The following is a 23,140-nucleotide window of genomic DNA, read 5'->3' as shown; positions in this document are numbered from 1 at the left end:
TTCTCGTAATGATAAAACTTGCTTATGAGCGGTAATCAGCGTTAATTGAGACATACTCATGCGATAAATCGCAGGTCCAAACCGTCTCCATCGCATCGCCTCTTCCTAAATCAACCGTGACGGTTATTTCTGATTGTTTCATCACGGCTTGACCTTGCTCTTCTTGATAGTTTGGATGTCGACCACCATCCTTTGCAACCCAAACATCATCCAACCAGAGTTGGACCTTGCCACTATCAAGATCATCGATTCCAGCATAGCCCACCGCAGCCAAGATCCGACCTAAATTGGGATCGCTTGCAAAAAACGCAGTTTTAACCAAAGGCGAATGTGCAATTGCTTTGGCTACCTGCTTGCACTCAAGGCTATTCTTGCCGCCTTTTACACAAATTGTTATAAATTTAGTGGCACCCTCGCCATCGCGCACAATCAGCTGCGCTAACTGTTGAGAGATAGCAATTAAACCCTTTCGAAATAAACTATAGAGCGGATCAGAGCGACTCTGAATGCGGATTAGGGATTGGCCGGTGGCCATCACGATGAAAGAATCATTAGTTGATGTATCGCCATCAATCGTGATTGCGTTAAATGACAGGTTCGCAGCCTCTGCGGTGAGCTCTTGCAGTAAACCTCGATCAACTTGAACATTCGTCCCCACAAAACCCAGCATAGTCGCCATATTTGGCTGAATCATGCCGGCCCCTTTTGAAATACCCGTGATGACAATAGGTCCCTGCTCGGTATTGATCGTCTGCGAAGCCGCCTTCGGCAGGGTATCGGTGGTCATGATCGCTTGGGCTGCTGCAAACCAATTATCTTCAGATAATTGCGCTACGGCTTGAGGTATCGCAGCCACAATTTTGTCAGCTGGTAGTTGCTCCATGATCACCCCTGTTGAAAAGGGCAATACTTGCTCTGGACTCAGCCCAAACGAGTTTGCTAGCACCTCACAGGTCTGAAAGGCTCGACGCAGACCCTCTTCACCAGTCCCTGCATTGGCATTACCGGTGTTCACGATCAATGCCTCAATTGGATTAGCCTCCAATAGATGCTGTTTACATAACTGTACGGGAGCGGCACAAAACCGATTTTGGGTAAATACGCCTGCTACTGCCGAACCGGGAACTAGGCGCATTACCAAAACATCTTTGCGATTTGCCCGCTTAATACCAGCCTGCGCAAACCCAAGGGCAAGCCCAGAAATAGGGCTTAGGGATTTGGGATCAAGGATTGGAAAATTAACAGCCATCGTTAAATTAGAAAGGCAAACCTCAAATTAAGCAATTTTTCCGTGGCAGTGCTTGTATTTCTTACCACTACCGCAATGGCAAGGATCATTTCGACCAATTTTTGGGCCATCACGAACTGGGGCTGGTGCAATTGCATGCTCAACCTGCTCAACAGGGATACTTTCCCCCTCAGCAAACTGGTTATGCTTAAATTGCATCTCTTTTACTTGGCTATCATCAGCGATGGTTTCTGCAGCTTCATCAAGCTCTGAGGCATTTTTAATCTGAACCGTAAACACGGTCTTAATCACATCATTTTTCACCACATCCAAAAGTTCTGCGTAGAGCTCAAATGCCTCACGGCGATACTCTTGCTTTGGATCTTTTTGGGCATAGCCGCGCAAATGAATTCCTTGGCGCAGTCGATCTAAGGCAGCCAAATGCTCTCGCCAGTGAATATCTAAGCTATATAGCATCACCGAACGCTCAAAGCTAGCAAACGACTCACGGCCCGTGAGCTCCTCTTTAGCCTTGTAATTCTTCTTTGCCGCTTCAATCACCCGGGTTACGATTTCTTCGTCATCGACCGTATCAGCATTGGCAATCCACCCTTGAAGATCAACGGTAATTCCCCATTCATTTGCCAAGAGGTGCTCAAGAGCGGGGATATCCCACTGCTCTTCCATCGATTCCACTGGGACGTAATTGCGGACAATTGCTGTAAAAACGTCTTCGCATAAATTGGCAATCAGGTCACCAATATCTTTACTTTCAAGAATCTGATTGCGAAGTCGATAGGTCTCTTTGCGTTGATCGTTAGCGACATCATCGTATTCGAGCAGTTGTTTACGAATATCAAAGTTACGTCCTTCTACTTTGCGCTGAGCAGATTCAATTGAGCGCGTTACCATTCCCGCCTCAATCGGCTCGCCTTCGGGCATCTTTAAGCGATCCATTACAGCACGTAAACGATCACCTGCAAAAATACGCAATAAAGGATCGTCTAACGAGAGATAGAAACGCGATGAACCAGGATCGCCTTGACGTCCGGCACGTCCACGCAGCTGATTATCGATGCGGCGACTTTCATGTCGTTCAGTACCAATAATATGCAGACCACCAGCATTGACGACTGCATCATGCAGTCCCTGCCATTCGTCCTTTAACTGCTGAATCCGTTTTGCTTTTTCAGCATCACTAAGGGACTCATCGGCTTCAATGAGGAGTGATTGCCGCTCGACATTTCCACCTAAAACAATATCGGTTCCACGACCAGCCATATTGGTGGCAATGGTAATCATCTTGGGTCGACCCGCTTGAGCAATAATTTCTGCCTCACGCGCATGTTGCTTTGCATTGAGAACCTGATGAGAAAGCTTTTCTTTATCGAGTAATTTAGAAATCAGCTCCGAGTTCTCAATGGAAGTAGTGCCTACTAGAACTGGCTGACCTCGTTCATAACATTCTTTAATGTCTTTCGTGACTGCTGCGTAGCGCTCGGGCGAGGTCTTATAAATTTGATCTTGCCGATCCAGTCGACGGCTGGGTCGATTGGGGGGAATCACCACCGTTTCAAGTCCGTAGATCTCTTTGAACTCGTAGGCTTCGGTATCTGCCGTTCCGGTCATGCCAGCCAATTTTTGATACATCCGGAAGTAGTTCTGGAAGGTAATGGTGGCAAGCGTTTGGTTCTCGTTCTGAATCCCCACCTTCTCTTTCGCCTCAACCGCTTGATGCAAGCCGTCCGACCAACGTCTACCCTGCATTAAGCGGCCCGTGAACTCATCCACGATGATGACCTCACCACCCTGAACCACGTAGTGTTGATCGCGGTGATACAAAGAGTGTGCGCGTAAGGCTGCGTAGAGGTGATGCATCAAATTAATATTCTGCGGGGCATAAAGGGAGTCGCCCTCTTTCAATAAACCAATTTGGGTCAGGATTTGTTCTGCTTTTTCATGGCCACGCTCAGTCAAATAGACCTGATGGGATTTCTCATCGACCCAGTAATCACCTGGTTTAATCACGCCCGAACCATCGGATTTTTCTTCTCCCACCTGCGGATCAAGATGCGCAGGCAACGCATTCATCTTGATATATAAATCAGTATGGTCTTCAGCCTGCCCCGAAATAATAAGTGGGGTCCGAGCTTCGTCAATCAGAATCGAATCAACCTCGTCAACAATTGCATAGGAGAGGCCGCGCTGTACCCGCTGCGCCACATCCTGAACCATGTTGTCACGCAAATAATCAAAGCCAAACTCATTATTAGTTCCATACGTGATATCAGCGGCATAGGCTTTTTGCTTGGCCTCATGATTCATTTGCGACAAATTAATACCAACGGTCAGTCCCAAAAAAGTGTAGAGCTTAGACATCCACTCGGCATCCCGTTCTGCCAAGTAATCATTCACAGTCACCACATGAACACCCTTACCTGAGAGCGCATTTAAGTAAACCGCCAAGGTTGCGGTTAGGGTTTTACCTTCACCTGTACCCATTTCAGCGATTTTTCCCTGATGAAGGGCCAAGGCTCCCATGATTTGAACGTCAAAATGACGCATTTTCATGACCCGTACGCTGGCCTCACGGACCACTGCAAATGCTTCAGCGGCAAGGTCATCCAAAGCCTCACCGGCGGCAATCCGTTGCTTAAATTCGGCAGTTTTCGCTTGTAAGGCAAAATCGTCCAAAGCCTGGAGATTGGCCTCAAGGGCATTTACCTTAGAAACGACCTTGCGGTATTGCTTGAGAAGGCGGTCATTGCTGCTACCAACCAGTGTTTTAATAAGACCAAGTACCATAGGAATCTAGAAAAAATTTTAGCTATTGAGTTTATCACCCGCGAGCCCCTCTTTGATGAATAAGCCCCTAGTTAAGTTAGCCCAGCCATGGCAGGATTGCCTAGCCCATGAGCAAGGCTTTAAACCGCTTCTAGAGCGGGCTAAAAAGCATGACGCCCTAACCCATGCCGTTCAAAACGCTGTGTATTCACTGGGTTTTGCATCTATTGGCCAATCCCTACAGGTTGAATGGCGTCCCGATCGCCCTAGTGAGCTAGTTTTGGTGGTACCGAATGCCACGATTGGCACCCGCTTACAACAAATTGCTCCCAGTATTGCCAAAGAACTTGGGCAATATCAATGGGTGATTCATCAAGTTCGGGTGAAGGTAAAACCGAAACCATTAACGGTAAGAAGTAATCGAGTAAATGAAAATCCACCTGAATTTACCCCAGCAGCTCAAAGTGCTTGGGAAGGGCTTTATCAACAACTATCTCCACAGTCTTCTCTGCGGCAATCAATCGAACGATTATTGAGAAACAGAAAATCTAGGCGTTGATGCTTTCGGGGGTTTGCAGATAGGCCGCAGGGGCACTAGCCTTATCAAAGGTTTCGATCGAATACGAACTTGGGTCGTCTAAGAGCTTTCGTAATAGTGCGTTATTAAGTGCATGGCCTGACTTTTCTGCGGTGTACGCTCCGACAATAGGGTGACCGGCCAAATAAAGATCTCCGATCGCGTCCAAAATTTTATGACGCACAAACTCATCGTCATAACGTAACTCTTCGTTATTTAAGATGCGATGCTCATCAAGCACAATCGCATTATCTAAACTGCCACCACGAGCTAAACCAATCTCACGCAAGGCTTCCACCTCATGCGCAAATCCAAAGGTGCGAGCACGACCAATCTCACTACGATAAGCGTGCTCAGCAAAATCGACCACAAAACGCTGCCCCGTTTTATCAACTGCTGGGTGCTTAAAGTCAATCGTGAAATCCAACTTGAATCCAAAATGTGGCTCTAGGCGTGCTAATTTATTGCCTTCACGCACTTCCACCGCCTTTTGAATCACCATAAATTTGCGTGGGGCCTCTTGTTCAACGGTACCAGCTGACTCAATCAGAAAAAGAAAAGAGGCCGCACTACCGTCCATGATCGGCACTTCTTCCGCATCGACCTCAATCAATAAATTATCCAATCCCAAACCCGAACAGGCTGATAGTAAATGCTCAACCGTAGAAACCTTGACCCCTTGACTCTGAATCACCGAGGCTAAGCGGGTATCACAGACAGCCAATGCATGAGCTGGGATAGGAACTGCGTTAGGCATATCAACCCGCACGAACTGAATACCAAAATCAATCGGTGCGGGTTTAATGGTTAGCGTTGATTTACGACCAGAATGCAGGCCAATGCCGACCGTTTTGATCGGCTGCGCTAAAGTTTTTTGCTTAAGCACCATGGCCTACACAATATCAATTAAAGATGCTTTAAGGTATTTGCGGCATCACTGACTTCAAACTTACCAGGTGCCTCGAGTGCTAAATGCTTCACAACGCCGTTATCCACGATCATGGCATAGCGTTGTGAGCGAACACCAAGACCACGCGCGGTTAGATCAAATTCCATGCCTAACTTTTTGGTGAACTCAGCACTACCGTCACCCAACATACGTACTTTCTTGCCAACCTTTAAATCCCGGCCCCATGCGCCCATCACAAATGGGTCATTGACAGAAACACACCAAATCTCATCAACACCTTTTGCTTTAATCGCATCAAAATGCTCCACAAATCCTGGAACATGCTTGGCTGAGCAGGTTGGTGTAAATGCGCCAGGCAAAGCAAAAATAACAATTTTTTTGCCAGCGGTTAATTTGTCAACTTCAAATGCATTTGGGCCCAAGGAACAGCCATCGCGCTCTTCATCAAAAAACTCGTAGAGGGTAGCGTTTGGTAATTTTTGTCCTACAGCAATCATGTGATCTCCATATCAATAGTGGTTTGGGGTGCTAACGCAGGCGCTGGATTCGTCGTCCGGAGGGGCGACTGAATTAGCAATCCTCGAACCCACTATTGTATGGTTTATTTATTAGTCTGCTTGCTTCCTTAAAAAGGCAGGTATCTCATAGTAATCCGCCCCTTTCTCGAGCATGGCCTTCGCTTGTGGCGAACTATCGGCACCAAGGCTTGGAGGTACAGACTCTCGAGAATTACGAAATACCTTTGGAACATCAAACTGACCATAATCGACCGCAGGATTCACTGGGGCAGCCGTGGCTGAGCCCATAGCACTAGATGCTTGGGTCACATTGCGGCTCATCGCAGCAGCTGGGCTGGTTGGAGCAAAATCACCCAAGGTGGTCATGGTTGGACTTGCATCATTCGTACCGGTTGCAGCTCGCCAGATTAACTGGGGTTGATCCTTTTGCAGGGATTGGGAACCATTGAGTCCAGTGGCTACTACGGTTACTCGTAGGGCATCGCCCAAGCTATCGTCATACACCGTTCCAAAAATGACCGTAGCATCTTCAGCGGCATACCCACGAATCGCAGCCATCACCTCACGGGTCTCGGATAACTTCAATGAACGACTGGCAGTGATATTGACCAATACACCGCGTGCGCCTGATAAATCAACGCCCTCCAGCAGTGGCGATGCAACGGCTGCCTCTGCCGCCAAACGCGCCCGATCCATTCCAGAAACTGTCGCCGTTCCCATCATGGCTTTACCCTGCTCACTCATGACAGTCTTGACATCTTCAAAGTCGACGTTGATTAAGCCCTGCTCATTAATGATTTCGGCAATACCAGATACTGCGTTATGCAATACATCGTCTGCACAAGCAAAGGCTTTATCAAATTCTGCATCTTCACCCATCACCTCAAAGAGCTTTTCATTTAAAACGACGATTAATGAGTCAACATGCTTTTCCAACTCTTGCGCACCCATCTCTGCCACTTTTAAGCGCTTCACGCCCTCAAAGTCAAACGGCTTACTAATCACGCCAACCGTTAAGATGCCCATTTCTTTAGCAACTTGAGCAACCACTGGGGCCGCCCCAGTTCCGGTACCGCCGCCCATCCCCGCGGTAATGAACACCATATGTGCGCCTTGCAATGCATCAGCAATACGCGAGCGAGCTTGCTCGGCAGATGCCGCGCCCACCTCTGGCTTCGCGCCAGCGCCCAAGCCAGTTTCGCCCAGTTGTAGGTTTAAGCTTGCTTGCGACCGCTGCAAGGCACCTGCATCGGTATTCATGCAAATAAACTCCACGCCGTTGACATTGCGACGAATCATATGCTGGACAGCGTTGCCGCCAGCGCCTCCGACACCCACCACCTTAATGATGGTCTTGCCAGCTGTTTCTTGTTCTACCATTTCAAATTCCATAACACCCTCCTTAATAAGATCGGCTTTCCACCATGGATCACCGATTGACGACGACGAAAAAAATCAAAAATTTCCTGTAAACCATTCCTTCATGCGTGCAACCACGCCTTGTAAACTGCCGCCCTGAATTGCTCTGCGACCACGCATCATTTGTGCCTGCCCTTCCATGAGCAAACCAAGACCGGTGGAGTACCGTGGACTTCTCAATACTTCATGTAAGTGACCGCGATACTCAGGCGTGCCAATGCGCGCAGGCTTTAAGAAAACCTGCTCTGCCAACTCAACCATGCCCGGCATCATGGCGGTGCCACCAGTCAACACGATTCCAGAAGAGACCATGTCTTCATAGCCCGACTCACGGACAATGTTGCGAACTAAAGTAAAGAGTTCCTCAACCCGTGGCTCAATCACTGCCGCAAGCGCTTGTTTGGACATTGGGCGGGGCTCACGATCCCCCACGCCAGGAACATCGATCATGGCATTGGGGTCGGCCATATCCTGTTTGGCAACCCCATGATGAATCTTCAAATCCTCTGCCTCAACCGTTGGGGTTCGTAAGGCCATCGCGATGTCATTGGTGATCTGATCACCAGCAATAGGAATCACTGCGGTATGACGAATCGATCCTTGGCTATAAATGGCAATATCGGTTGTGCCGCCACCAATATCAATTAATACAACGCCTAACTCCCTCTCGTCTTCGGTTAGAACCGCTAGACTTGAAGCGAGTGGTTGCAAAATTAAATCATTCACTTCTAGCCCACAGCGTCGGACACACTTCACAATATTTTGTGCCGCACTTACTGCTCCAGTCACGATATGCACCTTGACCTCTAAACGAATACCGCTCATCCCAATCGGCTCACGCACATCCTCTTGACCATCGATGATGAATTCCTGAATCAAAATATGAAGAATTTGTTGATCGGTGGGAATATTGATTGCTTTGGCCGTTTCTAGAACACGCTCAACATCTCCGGCGCCAACCTCTTTGTCCCGAATCGCCACCATACCGCTCGAGTTAAAACTCACAATATGATTACCAGCGATACCGGTGTAAACCTGAGCGATGCGACGATCCGACATTAACTCGGCTTCCTCGAGCGCCTTCTGAATCGACTGGACAGTTGCTTCAATATTGACTACTACGCCTTTCTTTAAACCTTTCGAGGAGGTTTGCCCTAAACCCAAGACATTAAATTGGCCATCAGGGTTAAGCTCTGCGACCAAAGCCACCACTTTTGATGTACCAATATCTAATCCAACCAATAAATCGCGGCTGTCTTTACTCATTTCCATTCCTCGATGCGTTGCTCGTCATGACTCAAAATAGCGATTTGATACGCCTTCGGTATTTCAACTTTGATAGCGGGTGCACTTGTTTTAGTTGGCGCTCCCACAATATGCACAGCAAACCCATTGGGATAGCGCAGATCGACTGCGTCAACCCGATTGGGCCATTTTTGTTGAACCTGTGGCCAATATTGCAAAAGCTGTGCAACGCGTTGATCTAGAGCGCCTTTGGCCTGCTCCTCTTCGCGCCCAAACTCAATACGCACACCATTGCTCAACTTGATATGCCACGCATAACGATCCGATAGCGTGAGTGATTTAACCTCAGCATCCCACGGTTTAAACCAAGTACTGGCTTTTTGATAAAGACGCAGTACTTCTTTGCTTGATCCATCTGGTCCACTAAATTCAATCAGGGGGCTGTTTTCATCAAGCTCCGCAACTGAGCCATCAAATACTTCGCCATAAACATTGAGTAACTTTTGTTGATCAGCCTTGCCCCAAACTCCTAGGGGTTTTTGCTCTTCAATGCTCACAATCAATCCATTGGGCCAGGCGCGACGCACACTCGCATGGCGCACCCAAGGTAGTGCTTCGAAGGCATCCTTCACATCTTGCAAACGAACACTGAAAAAATTACCCTGAACTTTATCCAAAACCTGAGCTCGAACCGCAGGAAGATGCACATGCTTTAAGTCCTGATGACCAGCAGACTCAATCTGTAAATGCTTTAAGGTAAATACCGGTTGATGACTGAGCCAAATAAAGATGGATAAGACAACAGCCAAAATAAAAAAGCGCATCAACCAACGCGTAATTTCTTGCATGCGCTGCGCATGATTCCAAACCGGTGCGATCGCAAAATTGATTGCGTCCGAGATCCGTTGTATCGCTGTCATGACTGGTGAACCTCTGGTGAAGAAAACGTACCTTCCAAGGTCTGGCTTAGGATCCACATCACCAGATCAGCATAGGGGACGCCGGCTGCTTTAGCAGCCATTGGTACCAATGAATGCGAGGTCATTCCTGGAGATGTGTTCATCTCCAGTAAATAGGGCTTATTCTGACTGGCCGCATCGAGCATGACGTCCGCGCGACCCCACATTCGGCAACCCAGCGCTCGATAGGCTGATACTGCAAGCTCCTGAATCTGGTGCTCAAGCTCTGGATCAAGTCCTGGAGGACAGCGATATTGAGTCTCATCTGAAAAGTATTTGTGATGAAAGTCATAACCAGCTTCTGGAGGAATGATTTGGATGAGTGGCAGTGCTTGGGCAGTAGCGCCCTGACCTACAATCGGACAGGTGAGCTCTGGACCAACGATGCAGGCTTCTGCCAAAACCCGTCGATCTAATTTGGCTGCCAACTTATAAGCGGTTGGAAGTTCCTCAATGCGTCGCACCTTACTTAAACCCAATGAGGATCCTTCATGTGCTGGCTTCACAACCAAAGGCAGTCCTAAATGATGTGCAACACGATCCCAATTGCTATCGTCCGTTAAGACCTCATAGCGTGGTGTTGATAAGTGATGACTCTGCCAGACTTGCTTAGTCACCACCTTATCAATCGATAAGGCCGAGGCCAAAACACCACTACCCGTATACGGAATATTAAGTAACTCAAGAAGACCTTGGATCGTTCCATCTTCACCATAACGGCCATGCAGTGTAATAAAGACACGATCAAATTGTTCCTTAGCAATCTCAACTGGACTGCGCACGCCTGGATCAAAGGCGTGTGCATCAATACCCTTTTCTAAAAGCGCACTCAGCACTCCTTGACCCGACAAGAGCGAGATCTCACGTTCGGCAGAACGTCCACCCATTAATACACCAACGCGCCCAAATTGTTTGGGGCTCAACTGAGCGAGTTGCGCAGCAACCTGCTGACCCCAGGGATGGATCGTTTGAAGATTAGCCATGGCTATTCTCCACGAGCATCTGGGGTAACTTGGAAATAGAGCCAGCGCCCATCGTAATCAAGACATCACCGTCTTGGAGAAGTCCACTTAATGCGGTAGGGATCTCCTGAAGATCCTCAACCACTTGGACTGGGGTCGATTTACCTAAGGCTTTCATCAAGCTTTTACTATCGGCGCCTGCAATGCGCGCCTCACCGGCCGGATACACATTAGTGAGGACTACGGTATCAAACTGGCGTAATACATTGACAAATTCACCAAAGCAATCGCGAGTACGAGTAAATCGGTGAGGCTGGAATGCCAAAACTAAACGCCGATCTGGATACGCGCCACGTGCAGCCGCTAAGGTTGCATTCATTTCAACGGGATGATGACCATAATCATCAATCAAGGTAAATGTTCCACCACCCGCTAAGGCAATATCGCCATAATGTTGGAAACGACGTCCGACACCACTAAATTGCAATAAGGCATGCGTAATTGCATCGTCGCTAACGCCCAGTTCAGTTGCAATTCCAATCGCTGCTAATGCATTCAGTACATTGTGCTGACCAGGCAAATTAAGAATAATTTTTAATGGGCCAGGTCTAGAACCATGCCTGCGAATTGCTCGACGATGAACCGTAAAGTGCATTTGCGTGCCAACAGCTTTGATATCGGTTGCGCGAATCTCAGCATCTTCAGAAAATCCATAGCGTAAGATTGGTTGCGAAACAAACGGCAGAATATCCCGAACATTGCTGTCTTCAATACAAAGGACTGCAATTCCATAGAATGGCATGCGCTGCGTAAATTGCACAAACGTTTGCTTTAAGCGGGCCATATCATGCTGATAGGTATCCATGTGATCCGCATCAATATTGGTGATTACTTCCATGGCCGGATAGAGCTGCAAGAACGAAGCATCTGATTCGTCAGCCTCAACCACAATAAATTCGCCTTGCCCTAAGCGTGCATTCACACCGGCTGAATTGAGCTTTCCACCAATCACGAAGGTTGGATCCAAACCACCCTCTGCAAGCACCGAGGCAACTAAACTTGTCGTCGTCGTTTTGCCGTGCGTGCCAGCAATTGCGATTCCCTGCTTTAAGCGCATTAACTCACCAAGCATGACGGCACGCTGGATTACTGGAATGCGATTGGCTCTGGCAGCAAGTACTTCCGGATTATTTCCAGTGACCGCCGACGAAATTACCACTGCTTCGGCATCACCGATATTCTTCGCATCGTGCCCAATTGCAATTTGTGCCCCTAAGGCTATTAGTCGCTTCGTAACTGTAGACTCCGCTAAATCTGATCCCGAAACGCGATAGCCTAAATTGAGGAGTACTTCAGCAATGCCGCACATGCCGGCGCCACCAATTCCTACAAAATGAATGTGCTGTACGATATGCTTCATCGCGCGCACTCCTTACAAATTGAGGCAACTTCCTCGGTCGCACGAAACTTTGCAAGCGCCTGCGCTTTCACAGCGATTTCGGCTAAATCCTCGCGCCGCAATCCTAAAATTAAGTTTGCCAACGCAGCTGCATCCAACTCCGCTTGAGGCATCAATATTGCAGCCTTTGCATCGGACAGAAAACGCGCATTAGCGGTCTGGTGATCATCAATTGCGTATGGAAATGGTACAAAACAAGCAGCAACCCCAGCGGCCGAGATCTCAGACACGGTCATTGCTCCAGCACGGCAAATCACTAAATCAGCATGAGCATACGCTGCGGCCATGTCCTCAATGAATGGCTTTAGCTCAGCATGAACGTCCAATTGTTGATATTTTTTTGTCACTGCCTCCAAATGCTGCTCACCAGTCTGATGCATCACGTTTGGGCGCTGATCGGCTGGTAATAAAGCTAAAGCCTCTGGAACCTCTGTATTGAGTGCAGCAGCCCCCAAACTTCCACCAACTACCAGTAAATGCAGCGGGCCCTGACGCATTGCATAGCGTGTCTTGCAATCGCCCAGCCCCTCAACGCTCTCACGAATCGGATTACCCACCCACTGGCCATGTTCGAGTGTGTGCGGAAATCCAGTAAGGACTCGCGTCGCAAAACGCGCCAATACTCGATTAGCACTTCCAGCAACCGAGTTCGCCTCATGTAGCACCAAAGGCCGGCCCATCAGGTAGCTCACTAAGCCCCCTGGGAAGGTGATGTAACCTCCCATACCTAACACCACGCTTGGCTTCAAACGACGCAAAATTTTCCAGCTTTGCATCATGGCGCGAACTAACCGAAATGGCATTAGTAACTTTGTCAGTATTCCCTTGCCCCGTAAGCCACCAAATTGCACGCCCTCAAAAATAAATCCTTTTGCCGGCACTAAGCGATATTCCATACCGCTGGGATTTCCCATCCACGATACAGACCAACCCTGTTTGCGCAGACATTCTGCAACGGCCAAGCCTGGGAAGATATGACCGCCAGTACCGCCAGCCATGACCAAGATAGAGCGCCCAGCCATGGTCATAGCTTGCCTCCGCGCATCAAGATTCGGTTCTCATAATCAATCTTTAATAAGACTGCGAAAGCCACCATATTCATCAAAATAGCTGAGCCGCCGTAACTCACGAGCGGCAGAGTCAAGCCCTTCGTCGGCAGAAGACCTAGGTTCACACCCATATTGATAAAGGCTTGCCAGCCGACCCAAATACCGATGCCTTTGGCGCAGAGTCCCGCAAAACTTCGATCCAATTGCAAGGCAGTACGACCAATGAGAAATGCACGACGTACGATCCAATAAAAAAGTAGGATCACTACAAACACACCCACAAAACCAAGTTCTTCACCAATCACCGCCAAGATGAAGTCGGTGTGCGCTTCCGGTAAGTAATGCAATTTCTCAACACTCCCACCTAAACCAACACCAAACCACTCGCCACGTCCAAAGGCCATCAAGGAGTGAACTAATTGATAGCCCTTGCGTGCAGCATGCTCGGCTTGCCAAGGATCTAAAAATGCAAAAATTCGCTGACGTCTAAACTCGGATAAGGCGATGACGGTTGCCACAATCACTACACCAACAATCGTTAAGCCAGCAAACAATTTGGCATTGATTCCGCCTAAGAACAAAATGCCCATGGCAATGATGGCGATCACCATGAAGGCTCCCATATCGGGCTCAAGCATCAGCAATAGTCCAACTAAGGCAACTGCTAGCCCCATGGGGACAAAGCCCTTCACAAAGGAATGCAGATGCTCCTGGCGTTTGACGGTGTAACTGGCTGCAAAGATAATCACAGCGAATTTCATCAGCTCGGATGGTTGGAAATTCATCACTCCTAAGGAAATCCAACGCCGTGCGCCATTCACGCCCTTACCGATTCCAGGAATCAATACAGCAATTAGGAGCAAAATCGTGAACGCAAAAATATAGGGAGCTAACTTATCCCACGTTTTCACTGGAATCTTAAAGACCCAAAACCCAACAAATACCGCGATCCCGAGCGAGATCAAATGCCGAATCAAAAAGTGATTACTGCTGTAGTTGGCATATTTGGGGCCATCAGCCAAGGTAATCGAAGCTGAATAAACCATCACAAGGCCAATTAGGCTTAAAGACAACACCGCCCAAACCAGCAATTGGTCATACTCCATCATGCGCGAACGCGTTTGCTCAACACCGGATACCGCATCGCGCAGCCCCGAACGAAATCCATCAAAGCCCTCGCGCGAGATATTCCAAAAACGGTTCTGACGAATATTCATACCGACGCCCCTAGATGTTCATTGGGACTATCGCTCCATTGATTCGTGAGCTCATGAACAGCATCCACAAAAACCTGTGCTCGGTGTTGATAGTTTTTAAACATATCAAAGCTCGCACAAGCCGGGGATAACAAAACAAGGTCACCAGCTGCTGCATGTTGGGCTACTGACTGAACAGCCGACTCCAAGTCCTTTGCTTCTATCACTTGTAAACTACCTTGGCTGATTGGGCTTGAGCACACTGCCTTAATCGCTGGGCCATCACGACCTATCAGGATGAGGCCTTTTACAAATCGATTGATCGGTTCAGATAAGGGGGTAAAGTCTTGGCCTTTTCCATCACCGCCTGCAATGAGCCATATATTTTTTTGGCTTGAAGCAGTCCCTAAACCCATTAATGCAGCAACGGTTGCCCCCACATTAGTACCCTTGCTATCGTCAATGTATTCCACATCCCGAATCACGGCGACGGTTTGAACCCGATGCGGTTCGCCCTGATACTCACGTAAGCCATGTAAGAGCAAGCCGATACCTAAGCCTGCGGCACGAGCAAGTGCAAGTGCAGCGAGTGCATTCAGAGCGTTATGCCGACCACGAATACGGAGCGCATCTGCCGGAATTAGTCGCTTGAGTCGTAAGCTTTCAGCTTCCTCATACGCATTATTTTTCCTGCGACGGCGACGCTTAATGAATCCCTCTTGCGCTTCCTCCTGCTCCAGCGCTTGGGTCGCTTCATCAGGCTCTGCCCAAACCAACCAATCGATTCCACCGCCATTTAAGTCACGCTCAATGCCAAATGAGTCACTCTCCCTTGGCACATCACTTCCAAACGAAATGATCTTATGATCGACGACATCACTAAATATTTCATTTACCAAGGAATCGTCGCGATTGAGAACCAAGACTGAATCCCTTCCCAAAATCCGGGCCTTCGCAGCTGCATACGCTTGCATATCGCCATGCCAATCTAAGTGATCTTGCGAGAGATTGAGAACGGTTGCTGCGGTTGGATTGAGTGTATGGGTAAAGTGCAACTGAAAACTCGACAACTCCAATACCCAGATGTGCGGCAAATCAGCAAAACTCTCCGCCTCATTCAATACGGTACTCAATTTTTCAAGTGCGGCCGGACTGATATTGCCAGCCAAGGCAACATGACGACCAGCTCTCTCACAAATTTGTGCAGTTAGCGCACTGGTGGTTGTTTTGCCATTAGTGCCAGTAATCGCCAGAATGTTAGGCTGATACTTTGTATGAGTCTCTAAAGCCATTCGATTCAAAGCTGCTAGTGCACGTGCAAAAAATTCGATTTCGCTCCAAACAGGGATCTTGCGCTCCTCGCAGATGGCTAAAAATGAATTAGCCGGCTCTTGCAGTGGCGATAAGCCAGGGCTGATTCCTAAAATATCAGCTTGCTCGAGCAATCCCTTCCAATCGCTTACTTCAGGGGTAAAGGACTTGAGTCCCCCATCCTTAAGCTCACTAAGCCAAGTTTGTTGTTGTGAATTTAGCTTCGAGAGAGGGCGTGTATCAGCAAGTTGTACTTGTGCACCCTGGCTTAAGCACCACTTCGCCATGGCATAGCCAGATTCACCTAAACCCACAATTAGGATTTGTGGTGAAGTTAGTCTGGCGAACTCATCGCCATGACTGGAACTAAATGGGTAAAGTAAGCGCTGGTTCATCGTATTAATCGTTTCTCACCGTAACTTAAGGCTTGACAAGCCAACGAGCACCAACAAAATCGTAATGATCCAAAAACGCACAACTACTTGCGTCTCGCGCCATCCGCCAAGTTCAAAATGATGATGCAAAGGCGCCATCCGGAAAATACGTCGTCCTTCACCATAATATTTTTTGGTGAACTTGAACCATAGAACTTGCATCATCACAGAGACTGTTTCAGCAACGAAAATCCCGCCCATCACAAAGAGAACAATCTCTTGACGAACAATGACTGCGATGGTTCCTAGGGCGCCGCCCAGAGCGAGAGCGCCTACGTCACCCATAAAAACTTGGGCGGGATGCGCGTTGTACCAAAGAAACGCTAGGCCTGCGCCACCCATCGCACCACAAAAGATCAATAACTCACCGGCACCCGGAATATGAGGAAATAGCAAATACTTCGCGTAGATTGCGTTACCCATAACATAGGCAAAGGCTCCTAGTGCAGCGCCCACCAAAATCACGGGCATGATGACTAATCCATCTAGACCATCCGTTAAGTTCACGGCATTACTACTACCAACAATGACCAAGTAACTCAAAATGATGAAGCCCATAACCCCCAAGGGATAACTCACTTCTTTCATGAAGGGGACGGTTAAGTTTGACTTGGCTGGCAGATCTAAGGAGAAGCCGCTCTCGACCCAACTCATGAATAACTGTAGAACCTTCAGGTTATTGACTTCTGAAACCGAGAACGCTAGATAAATCGCTGCAAATAAACCAATCAAGGTTTGCCAAAAGAATTTTTCTCTTGAAGACATTCCTTTGGGATCCTTGTGGACTACCTTGCGATAGTCATCGACCCAACCAATCGCACCAAAACCAAAGGTCACTAGCATGACGATCCAAATAAAGCGATTACTCAAATCGGCCCACAACACGCAGGAGATAAAAATAGCAATGAGGATCAATACGCCACCCATCGTGGGGGTGCCTACTTTGGCTAAATGCGTTTGGGGTCCATTGGTACGAACCGCTTGATCCACTTTCATCGAAGTCAACTTCCGAATCACCCAAGGGCCAAAGACAAGACCAATCAGAAGTGCGGTCATGGTTGCCATCACGGCACGAAAGGTGATGTAAGAGAAGACCCGGAAAAATCCATAATCGTCTTGTAACCATTGGGCCAAGATCAAGAGCATGGTTTCACTCCCTCAATGAGAGCTTGCACTACCCGCTCCATCCGCATAAATCGGGATCCTTTAACTAAGATACAAACATTACGTTGGTCAGATTGCCGCAGATTCTGAAGCAACTCGCGATTCAATAAATCAATGTCATCAAAATGACGTGAATCCCCAGTAGGTCTCTCACGTAAATATGCTGCATGACTTTCTTTCGTTAGAGAACCAATCGACATGAAATGCTCAATACCGCATTGCGCAGCGTACTTCCCAAGTTCCTGATGAAAAGCGGGACCCTGCGAACCCACTTCTCCCATATCACCCAAAACCAAATAACGCTCACCACGAAGAGCGGCCAATGACTTAACGGCGGCTACGACCGAATCTGGATTGGCGTTATAGGTATCGTTGATGAGTTCGATATTCTGGGAAATCGTGATGCGCTGCATCCGACCCGATACAGGCATGAATTTCTCTAAGCCCGCTTTAATTTGCACTAACGGAATTTGTGCGGCAATCGCGACTGCGCTGGCGGCTATGGCATTACGGTAGTTATGCTCGCCCAGCGTATTAAGTTTCACCTGAATTGAGCCAGTCGATGTTCGCACTTCGATCTGACCATCCGCAAGTAAATAACCATCAACCACGGAAGCTGATACTAAATTTGCATTAGGTATCTGATCTAACCAGCGAAACTCTACATACCGTTTGGAGGCGCAAGCATCTTTCCAAAGCCCGCTATATAGGGTATCTGCCGGAAATACGCCCACGCCATCAGACCGGAGTGCGCGTAAAGCATCTGCATGTTCACGCGCCACAGCATCAACGGTTTCCATGAACTCTTGATGTTCCCGCTGCGCATTATTAATTAATGCAATGGTTGGCCGAGCGATCGCTGCTAGCTCGGCGGTCTCTCCTGGATGATTCATGCCCAGTTCTATCACGGCCAACCGATGCGAAGGGCGTAGCTTCAATAATGTGAGCGGCAAACCAATATCGTTATTGAGATTACCTTCGGTCACAAGTAATTCAGTAGGATCAACCGCTTCTCTAAAGATTGCTGCAATCATTTCCTTTACGGTTGTTTTGCCATTACTTCCGGTCACTACCGCTAGAGGCAATCCAAACTGGGCTCTCCATGCGGCGGCTAGCTCACCAAGCCCCTTGCGGGTATCTTCTACATAAACTGCTGGCAAACTTGTTGGGCACGTTGTTTTCTCACTAATCAAGGCAGCAGAAGCACCCTGCTCGGCCACAGCACTTAAAAAGTTGTGCGCATCAAAGCGATCGCCTTTAAGTGCTACAAAGAGTTCTCCAGCGGAAAGGTTACGACTATCAGTTCCGACCTGACTAATTAGTTGATCACGTGCTTCAACTATGCCAATGTTGTGCAATTGACTATTTGGAAGTAAGGCATGGATATGAGCAAGATTGGTCATGGTTGGAATGGCTTGCATCAAACCGACCCTCCGCTCACTAAACGCAAATGCGCTTGATCTGAAAAGTCAAAGCGTTTCCCCTGAATTTCTTGGGTAGTCTCATGGCCCTTACCGGCAACCAGAACAACATCTTGAGCTTGAGCTTGTCTAACGGCAGTCATGATCGCTGCAGCACGATCTGCAATGAGCTCAACGGATGAGGTGTGATGGTCACCCATCCCAGCCACAATCATGTCCATTATGACCTGCGGATCTTCGGAGCGTGGGTTATCACTCGTAACGATCACATGATCAGCAATCGATTGCGCAACTGCTCCCATCATGGGGCGCTTTTCTTGATCCCTGTCTCCACCACAGCCAAATACGCACACCAGTTTTCCTCCGCGTCCTTGTGCAATTGGTTTTAATGTTTCTAAAACTTTTTGCAATGCGTCGGGGGTATGGGCGTAATCAACTACCAACAATGGAGTGTCTGCGCGATCACTATGAATCACTTCCATACGACCTAAAACAGGTTTTAGGTTAGAGAGACGTTTTAGGGCATCTGGAATTCCAAAAACCATCAAGGTTGAAATCACGGCCAAGGCATTACTTAAATTAAATATGCCCAATACGGGAATAGTGGCTAAATGATTGACCCCATCAATACTCAACTGACATTGATAGGCATTCGTTCCAAAGATGTGCTCCTGAAAATATATAGCTTTGAACCGGCTTTGTAATTTTTCTAATCCCTGAAATGAGCTTTGAGACATACCGTATGCCCAAATCTCCACACCCTCGCGCGTCGCCATTCTCATTAGTAGCTCGCGTCCAAAAGAATCATCAATATTGATAACGACATTCTTTGGATGAAAATCAAGAAAAAGTCGGGCTTTTGCGGCACCATACTCTGCCATGCTGCCGTGATAATCCAAGTGATCACGGCTAAGATTCGTAAAGACGGCGCAAGCAAAGTGAGTGCCATTCACACGTCCTTGCTCTAGGGCATGTGAAGATACCTCGAGTGCAATATATTCAGCCCCTTTTGCTTTTAAGCTAGCAAGCTCCATTTGTAAGCGGGGCGCATCTGGGGTGGTGTACCCCAGTCCTTGTAATTGGTTTGGAAAGCCACTACCGAGTGTACCGATCACGGCAGCTCTATCGGATAAACATTGTGCAAGCCATTGGGTCACACTGGTCTTACCATTCGTGCCAGTCACGCCAATCACCGGCATCACTTCGCTGGGTTTGCCATACCACTCTGAGCTTAACCACCCAGCATATTGAGCAAGCTCGGGAACCGCAATACAACGCTCATCTAAATCCGTTTCCCAAGCGACACTTTGGCCTTCATCGGTCTGCGGTTGATACAACACGTAAGCAGCCCCTCGGGAGAGTGCCTGAGCGATATAGATTCGTCCATCTCGGAGGGCCTTCCCGTGCCCAACCGAGTAAGCCAGAAATACATCGCCTTTTGTAATTAGGCGAGTATCGGCAACTAATTTGGCGCTGGGTGCAAGGCTTTGCCTTAAATAAGGCAATATATCTCGATGGGTCATTTGAGTATTGGCCATCATTGCTTCAGCGCCACTTTTTGTAACGCACTAGTTACCGGTTGTGCATCCGGCGCCTGTACCACCGTGCGTTCATTCATATCGGGAGTGACGTTCAAGCTACGCAAAGTCTCGCTCACAATCGTTGAGAACACGGGTGCAGCAACCTGGCCACCGTAATAACCACCAACGGTGGGTTCATCAACCATCACCGCAACCACAATGCGCGGGGCGCTAATCGGTGCCAAGCCAACAAAGAATGCTCGATACTTATTGGAAGCGTAGCCTTTACCTTCAACCTTATGTGAGGTACCGGTTTTTCCACCAACCCGAAATCCCTCTGCGCGCGCAGTCAATGCTGTGCCGCCTTGCTCGGTAACGGTTTCTAACATATTGCGCATCTCAATCGCGGACTTAGCCGTAATCACTCGAGTGCCCGGTTTGTAATCTGGGCTACGCAAAATGGTGGTAGGTACCAACTCGCCATCGCGAGCAAAAATCGTGTAAGCGCGTGCCAATTGAAATAATGATGTGGATATTCCATATCCAAAGGACATACGAGCTTGATCACTTTGGCCCCATTTTTGATATGGATGCAAGCGCCCTGCCACTGCGCCAGGGAATCCAATGTTCGGGGCCTGGCCAAAACCAACGGCCGCAAATAAATCCCACATCTCACGAGGTTCAAGCTGCAGCGCTAATTTTGCAGTGCCGATATTGCTCGATTTCTGAATCACTTGGGATACCGTCAACATTCCATAGGGATGCGTATCCGTAATCGGTTTGGGGCCTACTAATAACTTTTGACCAATGGTCATATTGGTTTCAGGCTGCACCTTACCTTGCTCAAGCGCAAGCGCAACGGGGAAAGGCTTCATCGTGGAGCCTGGCTCAAAGGTATCGGTCAATACTCGATTACGTAGCTGCTCACCAGTCAGTGCTTTACGCGAGTTGGGGTTATAGCTTGGCCAATTAGCCAATGCCAAAATTTCTCCAGTGCGCACATCCAGCACTACCGCGCCACCGGCCTTGGCACGATGCTTTTCAACGGCACTCTTTAACGCGTTATATGCAATGTACTGAATCTTGCTATCAATCGAGAGTTGGAGATCTTGGCCATCTTGTGGAAATTGCAAGATCGCAATGTCATTCACTATCCGGCCCAAGCGATCGACTACAACCCGTCGTTTCCCTGGCTGAGCCGCCAAGTCTTTATCGCGCGCCAGCTCAATTCCTTCTTGACCGCGGTCCTCCACATTCGTAAAGCCAACTACGTGAGCCATCGCCTCCCCTTCTGGGTAATGGCGACGATACTCATTATTCAATCCAATTCCTGGAATTTCTAAACGACGGATTTGTTGAGCAACCTCAGGATCAACCTGACGCTTTAAAAATACTTGATTGCGCTCATCGGCAAAACGCTTCTTTATCTCTGCCTCACTCATCTCCAAGAGCTTGGCAAGCTGCGTAATTTTCTCAGGCGCAAGATCGGCTGGAATATTATCCGTGTAAGCAATCACAGCCTTTGCTTCAAGGCTTGTTGCAATTAACTGACCATTGCGATCCAAAATTTTTCCACGCGTAGCGCGCATCTCAATCTCGCGCTGCACACCCTTGACCGCTTTGGCTTCATAAAATCCATTGCCTGGGCCCTGAATCCAAAATGCACGAATGACCAAGGCTGCGAATGCGATAAACAAGAGGAACAGCATCAGTCGCGAACGCCACATTGGCAGTCGCAACACAACATTTGGAGAGGTCGAGAAACCTACCGGTTTCATAGACCTTCCTTAAAGTAGAGAGTGCGATCTGGAGTAATCGGGCTCATCCGCAATTGATTGCGAGCCACATCACGAATACGAGCTGATTTGGAAAGATTACGCTGCTCAAACTCCAACCGTAACCATTCTTGATTGAGTCGACGCTCTTGTGCTTGGGCGCGCTCCAAGGACACAAATAACTTTCTCGTTTTTTGTTGAGAAGTAACCAGCGACAATGCACAAATTAGTAGTAATACAAGTAGGCTTAGCGTGGCGCGATTCATACGAGAGCACCTCTTTTCTGCGCAACGCGCATCACCGCCGAACGGGCCCGAGGATTTTCATTAATCTCACTATCGCTTGGCTTAACCCGAGCAATGATTTCTAAATCGCTCTGCGGTAAATCTTTTGCTCGTATCGGCAATTCTCGAGGGATGTTCACTTGCGCATGCGCTTGCATGAACTGCTTCACAATGCGGTCCTCGAGTGAATGAAAACTAATTACTACCAATCGACCGCCGGCTTTTAATACTTTAAGTGCAGCTGCTAGACCCTTCTCAAGATCGGTTAATTCTTGATTAATAAAAATCCGAATCGCCTGAAATGTTCGAGTTGCTGGATCCTGTCCTGGCTCACGCGTTTTCACTACGCTTGCAATCAAATCTGCCAAGGCTTTAGTGGTTTGAACAGAATGCCCCTCTTCACGTTGCTTTACTATGGCACGCGCGATGGACGTTGCGAATCGCTCCTCACCAAAGGTTTTAATCACCTGAGTAATCTCTTTGACTGCTGCGCTGGCGAGCCATTCCCGCGCTGAGATTCCGCGTGTCGTATCCATGCGCATATCAAGCGGGCCCTCGAACCGAAATGAGAATCCCCGTTCCGGTGTATCGATTTGTGGTGAGCTGATGCCTAAGTCGAGTAACACCGCATCGACTGATGCCCCCTGAATATGCTGCTCGATGTTGGCAAAACTGGAATGAATGATTTGCAGACGTGGATCGCAAAGCGATTGGGCTTTGGCAATGGCTTCTGGATCCTTGTCGAATGCGATAAGCTTGCTCTCCTGGCCAATCACATCCAAGAGCGCTTGCGTATGACCCCCTCGACCAAAAGTTCCATCGATGAATACGGCAGAGTTGGGCTGAAAAGATGGTCCGCTGATCATGGCGGTGACTGCCTCGGCCAGTAATACTGGGCGATGGATATTGTTCATGGCGCCCGATC

Annotated in this window: 19 protein-coding genes; 1 reads left to right on the top strand and 18 read right to left on the bottom strand. The window is 48.3% G+C overall.

The features are described from left to right. Positions 1 to 22 precede the first annotated feature (22 nt). Positions 23 to 1,249, bottom strand: coding sequence for a bifunctional glutamate N-acetyltransferase/amino-acid acetyltransferase ArgJ (argJ, locus tag QUE60_RS00905; RefSeq protein WP_286226897.1), 1,227 nt, complete (start codon positions 1,247 to 1,249; stop codon positions 23 to 25). 27 nt (positions 1,250 to 1,276) lie between these two features. Further along, positions 1,277 to 4,033: a preprotein translocase subunit SecA gene (secA, locus tag QUE60_RS00900; protein ID WP_286223870.1), complete on the bottom strand. Its 2,757-nt coding sequence runs from the start codon at positions 4,031 to 4,033 to the stop codon at positions 1,277 to 1,279. 55 nt (positions 4,034 to 4,088) lie between these two features. Between secA and QUE60_RS00895 the strand changes: the two genes are divergently transcribed. After that, entirely contained in the window at positions 4,089 to 4,571 is a 483-nt protein-coding gene (locus tag QUE60_RS00895) for a hypothetical protein (protein WP_286226896.1), read from the top strand. Here QUE60_RS00895 and lpxC read toward each other — a convergent pair. From lpxC to rsmH, 16 genes are all read right to left on the bottom strand, one after another. Next, the gene (gene lpxC, locus QUE60_RS00890) at positions 4,561 to 5,475 is read right to left on the bottom strand and encodes a UDP-3-O-acyl-N-acetylglucosamine deacetylase (RefSeq protein WP_286224691.1); all 915 of its coding nucleotides are present in this window, start codon (positions 5,473 to 5,475) and stop codon (positions 4,561 to 4,563) included. The two genes, QUE60_RS00895 and lpxC, sit on opposite strands and share 11 nt — an antisense overlap. Before the next feature lie 20 nt (positions 5,476 to 5,495). Next, the gene (locus tag QUE60_RS00885; RefSeq protein ID WP_286225515.1) at positions 5,496 to 5,996 is read right to left on the bottom strand and encodes a peroxiredoxin; all 501 of its coding nucleotides are present in this window, start codon (positions 5,994 to 5,996) and stop codon (positions 5,496 to 5,498) included. A gap of 111 nt (positions 5,997 to 6,107) precedes the next feature. Beyond that, positions 6,108 to 7,409, bottom strand: a complete 1,302-nt coding sequence (gene ftsZ, locus QUE60_RS00880; RefSeq protein WP_286225513.1) for a cell division protein FtsZ — start codon at positions 7,407 to 7,409, stop codon at positions 6,108 to 6,110. 63 nt (positions 7,410 to 7,472) lie between these two features. Then, positions 7,473 to 8,702 carry a cell division protein FtsA gene (ftsA, locus tag QUE60_RS00875; RefSeq protein ID WP_286226895.1) on the bottom strand — a complete coding sequence of 410 codons (1,230 nt, stop codon included), beginning with the start codon at positions 8,700 to 8,702 and terminating at the stop codon, positions 7,473 to 7,475. Then, positions 8,699 to 9,601 carry a cell division protein FtsQ/DivIB gene (locus QUE60_RS00870; RefSeq protein ID WP_286226894.1) on the bottom strand — a complete coding sequence of 301 codons (903 nt, stop codon included), beginning with the start codon at positions 9,599 to 9,601 and terminating at the stop codon, positions 8,699 to 8,701. The genes ftsA and QUE60_RS00870 overlap by 4 nt, the downstream gene beginning before the upstream one ends. Beyond that, positions 9,598 to 10,623, bottom strand: coding sequence for a D-alanine--D-alanine ligase (locus QUE60_RS00865; RefSeq protein WP_286226893.1), 1,026 nt, complete (start codon positions 10,621 to 10,623; stop codon positions 9,598 to 9,600). Before QUE60_RS00865 ends, QUE60_RS00870 begins: the two co-directional genes overlap by 4 nt. Continuing rightward, a complete protein-coding gene (gene murC / locus QUE60_RS00860) occupies positions 10,616 to 12,022 on the bottom strand; it encodes a UDP-N-acetylmuramate--L-alanine ligase (RefSeq protein ID WP_286226892.1) in 1,407 nt (468 codons plus the stop codon). Before murC ends, QUE60_RS00865 begins: the two co-directional genes overlap by 8 nt. Next, positions 12,019 to 13,083, bottom strand: coding sequence for an undecaprenyldiphospho-muramoylpentapeptide beta-N-acetylglucosaminyltransferase (gene murG / locus QUE60_RS00855; protein ID WP_458574791.1), 1,065 nt, complete (start codon positions 13,081 to 13,083; stop codon positions 12,019 to 12,021). Before murG ends, murC begins: the two co-directional genes overlap by 4 nt. 2 nt (positions 13,084 to 13,085) lie before the next feature. Continuing rightward, the gene (gene ftsW / locus QUE60_RS00850; protein WP_286223861.1) at positions 13,086 to 14,327 is read right to left on the bottom strand and encodes a putative lipid II flippase FtsW; all 1,242 of its coding nucleotides are present in this window, start codon (positions 14,325 to 14,327) and stop codon (positions 13,086 to 13,088) included. After that, entirely contained in the window at positions 14,324 to 16,012 is a 1,689-nt protein-coding gene (locus QUE60_RS00845) for a Mur ligase family protein (RefSeq protein WP_353506040.1), read from the bottom strand. Before QUE60_RS00845 ends, ftsW begins: the two co-directional genes overlap by 4 nt. 15 nt (positions 16,013 to 16,027) lie before the next feature. Next, positions 16,028 to 17,197, bottom strand: a complete 1,170-nt coding sequence (gene mraY, locus QUE60_RS00840) for a phospho-N-acetylmuramoyl-pentapeptide-transferase (protein WP_286226890.1) — start codon at positions 17,195 to 17,197, stop codon at positions 16,028 to 16,030. Then, the gene (locus QUE60_RS00835; protein ID WP_286225505.1) at positions 17,188 to 18,636 is read right to left on the bottom strand and encodes a UDP-N-acetylmuramoyl-tripeptide--D-alanyl-D-alanine ligase; all 1,449 of its coding nucleotides are present in this window, start codon (positions 18,634 to 18,636) and stop codon (positions 17,188 to 17,190) included. The genes mraY and QUE60_RS00835 overlap by 10 nt, the downstream gene beginning before the upstream one ends. Beyond that, a complete protein-coding gene (locus QUE60_RS00830) occupies positions 18,636 to 20,159 on the bottom strand; it encodes a UDP-N-acetylmuramoyl-L-alanyl-D-glutamate--2,6-diaminopimelate ligase (RefSeq protein ID WP_286226889.1) in 1,524 nt (507 codons plus the stop codon). The genes QUE60_RS00835 and QUE60_RS00830 overlap by 1 nt, the downstream gene beginning before the upstream one ends. Positions 20,160 to 20,173: 14 nt before the next feature. Then, entirely contained in the window at positions 20,174 to 21,934 is a 1,761-nt protein-coding gene (locus QUE60_RS00825) for a peptidoglycan D,D-transpeptidase FtsI family protein (RefSeq protein WP_286223857.1), read from the bottom strand. Continuing rightward, on the bottom strand, positions 21,931 to 22,197 hold the full coding sequence (ftsL, locus tag QUE60_RS00820) for a cell division protein FtsL (protein ID WP_108507694.1): 267 nt from the start codon (positions 22,195 to 22,197) through the stop codon (positions 21,931 to 21,933). The genes QUE60_RS00825 and ftsL overlap by 4 nt, the downstream gene beginning before the upstream one ends. Then, positions 22,194 to 23,129, bottom strand: a complete 936-nt coding sequence (rsmH, locus tag QUE60_RS00815; RefSeq protein ID WP_286225503.1) for a 16S rRNA (cytosine(1402)-N(4))-methyltransferase RsmH — start codon at positions 23,127 to 23,129, stop codon at positions 22,194 to 22,196. The genes ftsL and rsmH overlap by 4 nt, the downstream gene beginning before the upstream one ends. Positions 23,130 to 23,140: the final 11 nt, after the last annotated feature.

The organism is Polynucleobacter sp. HIN11, assembly GCF_030297675.1.
Lineage (GTDB): Bacteria > Pseudomonadota > Gammaproteobacteria > Burkholderiales > Burkholderiaceae > Polynucleobacter.
The sequence above is the reverse complement of the archived record's forward strand: the minus strand, read 5'-3'. Positions and strand labels throughout refer to the sequence as shown.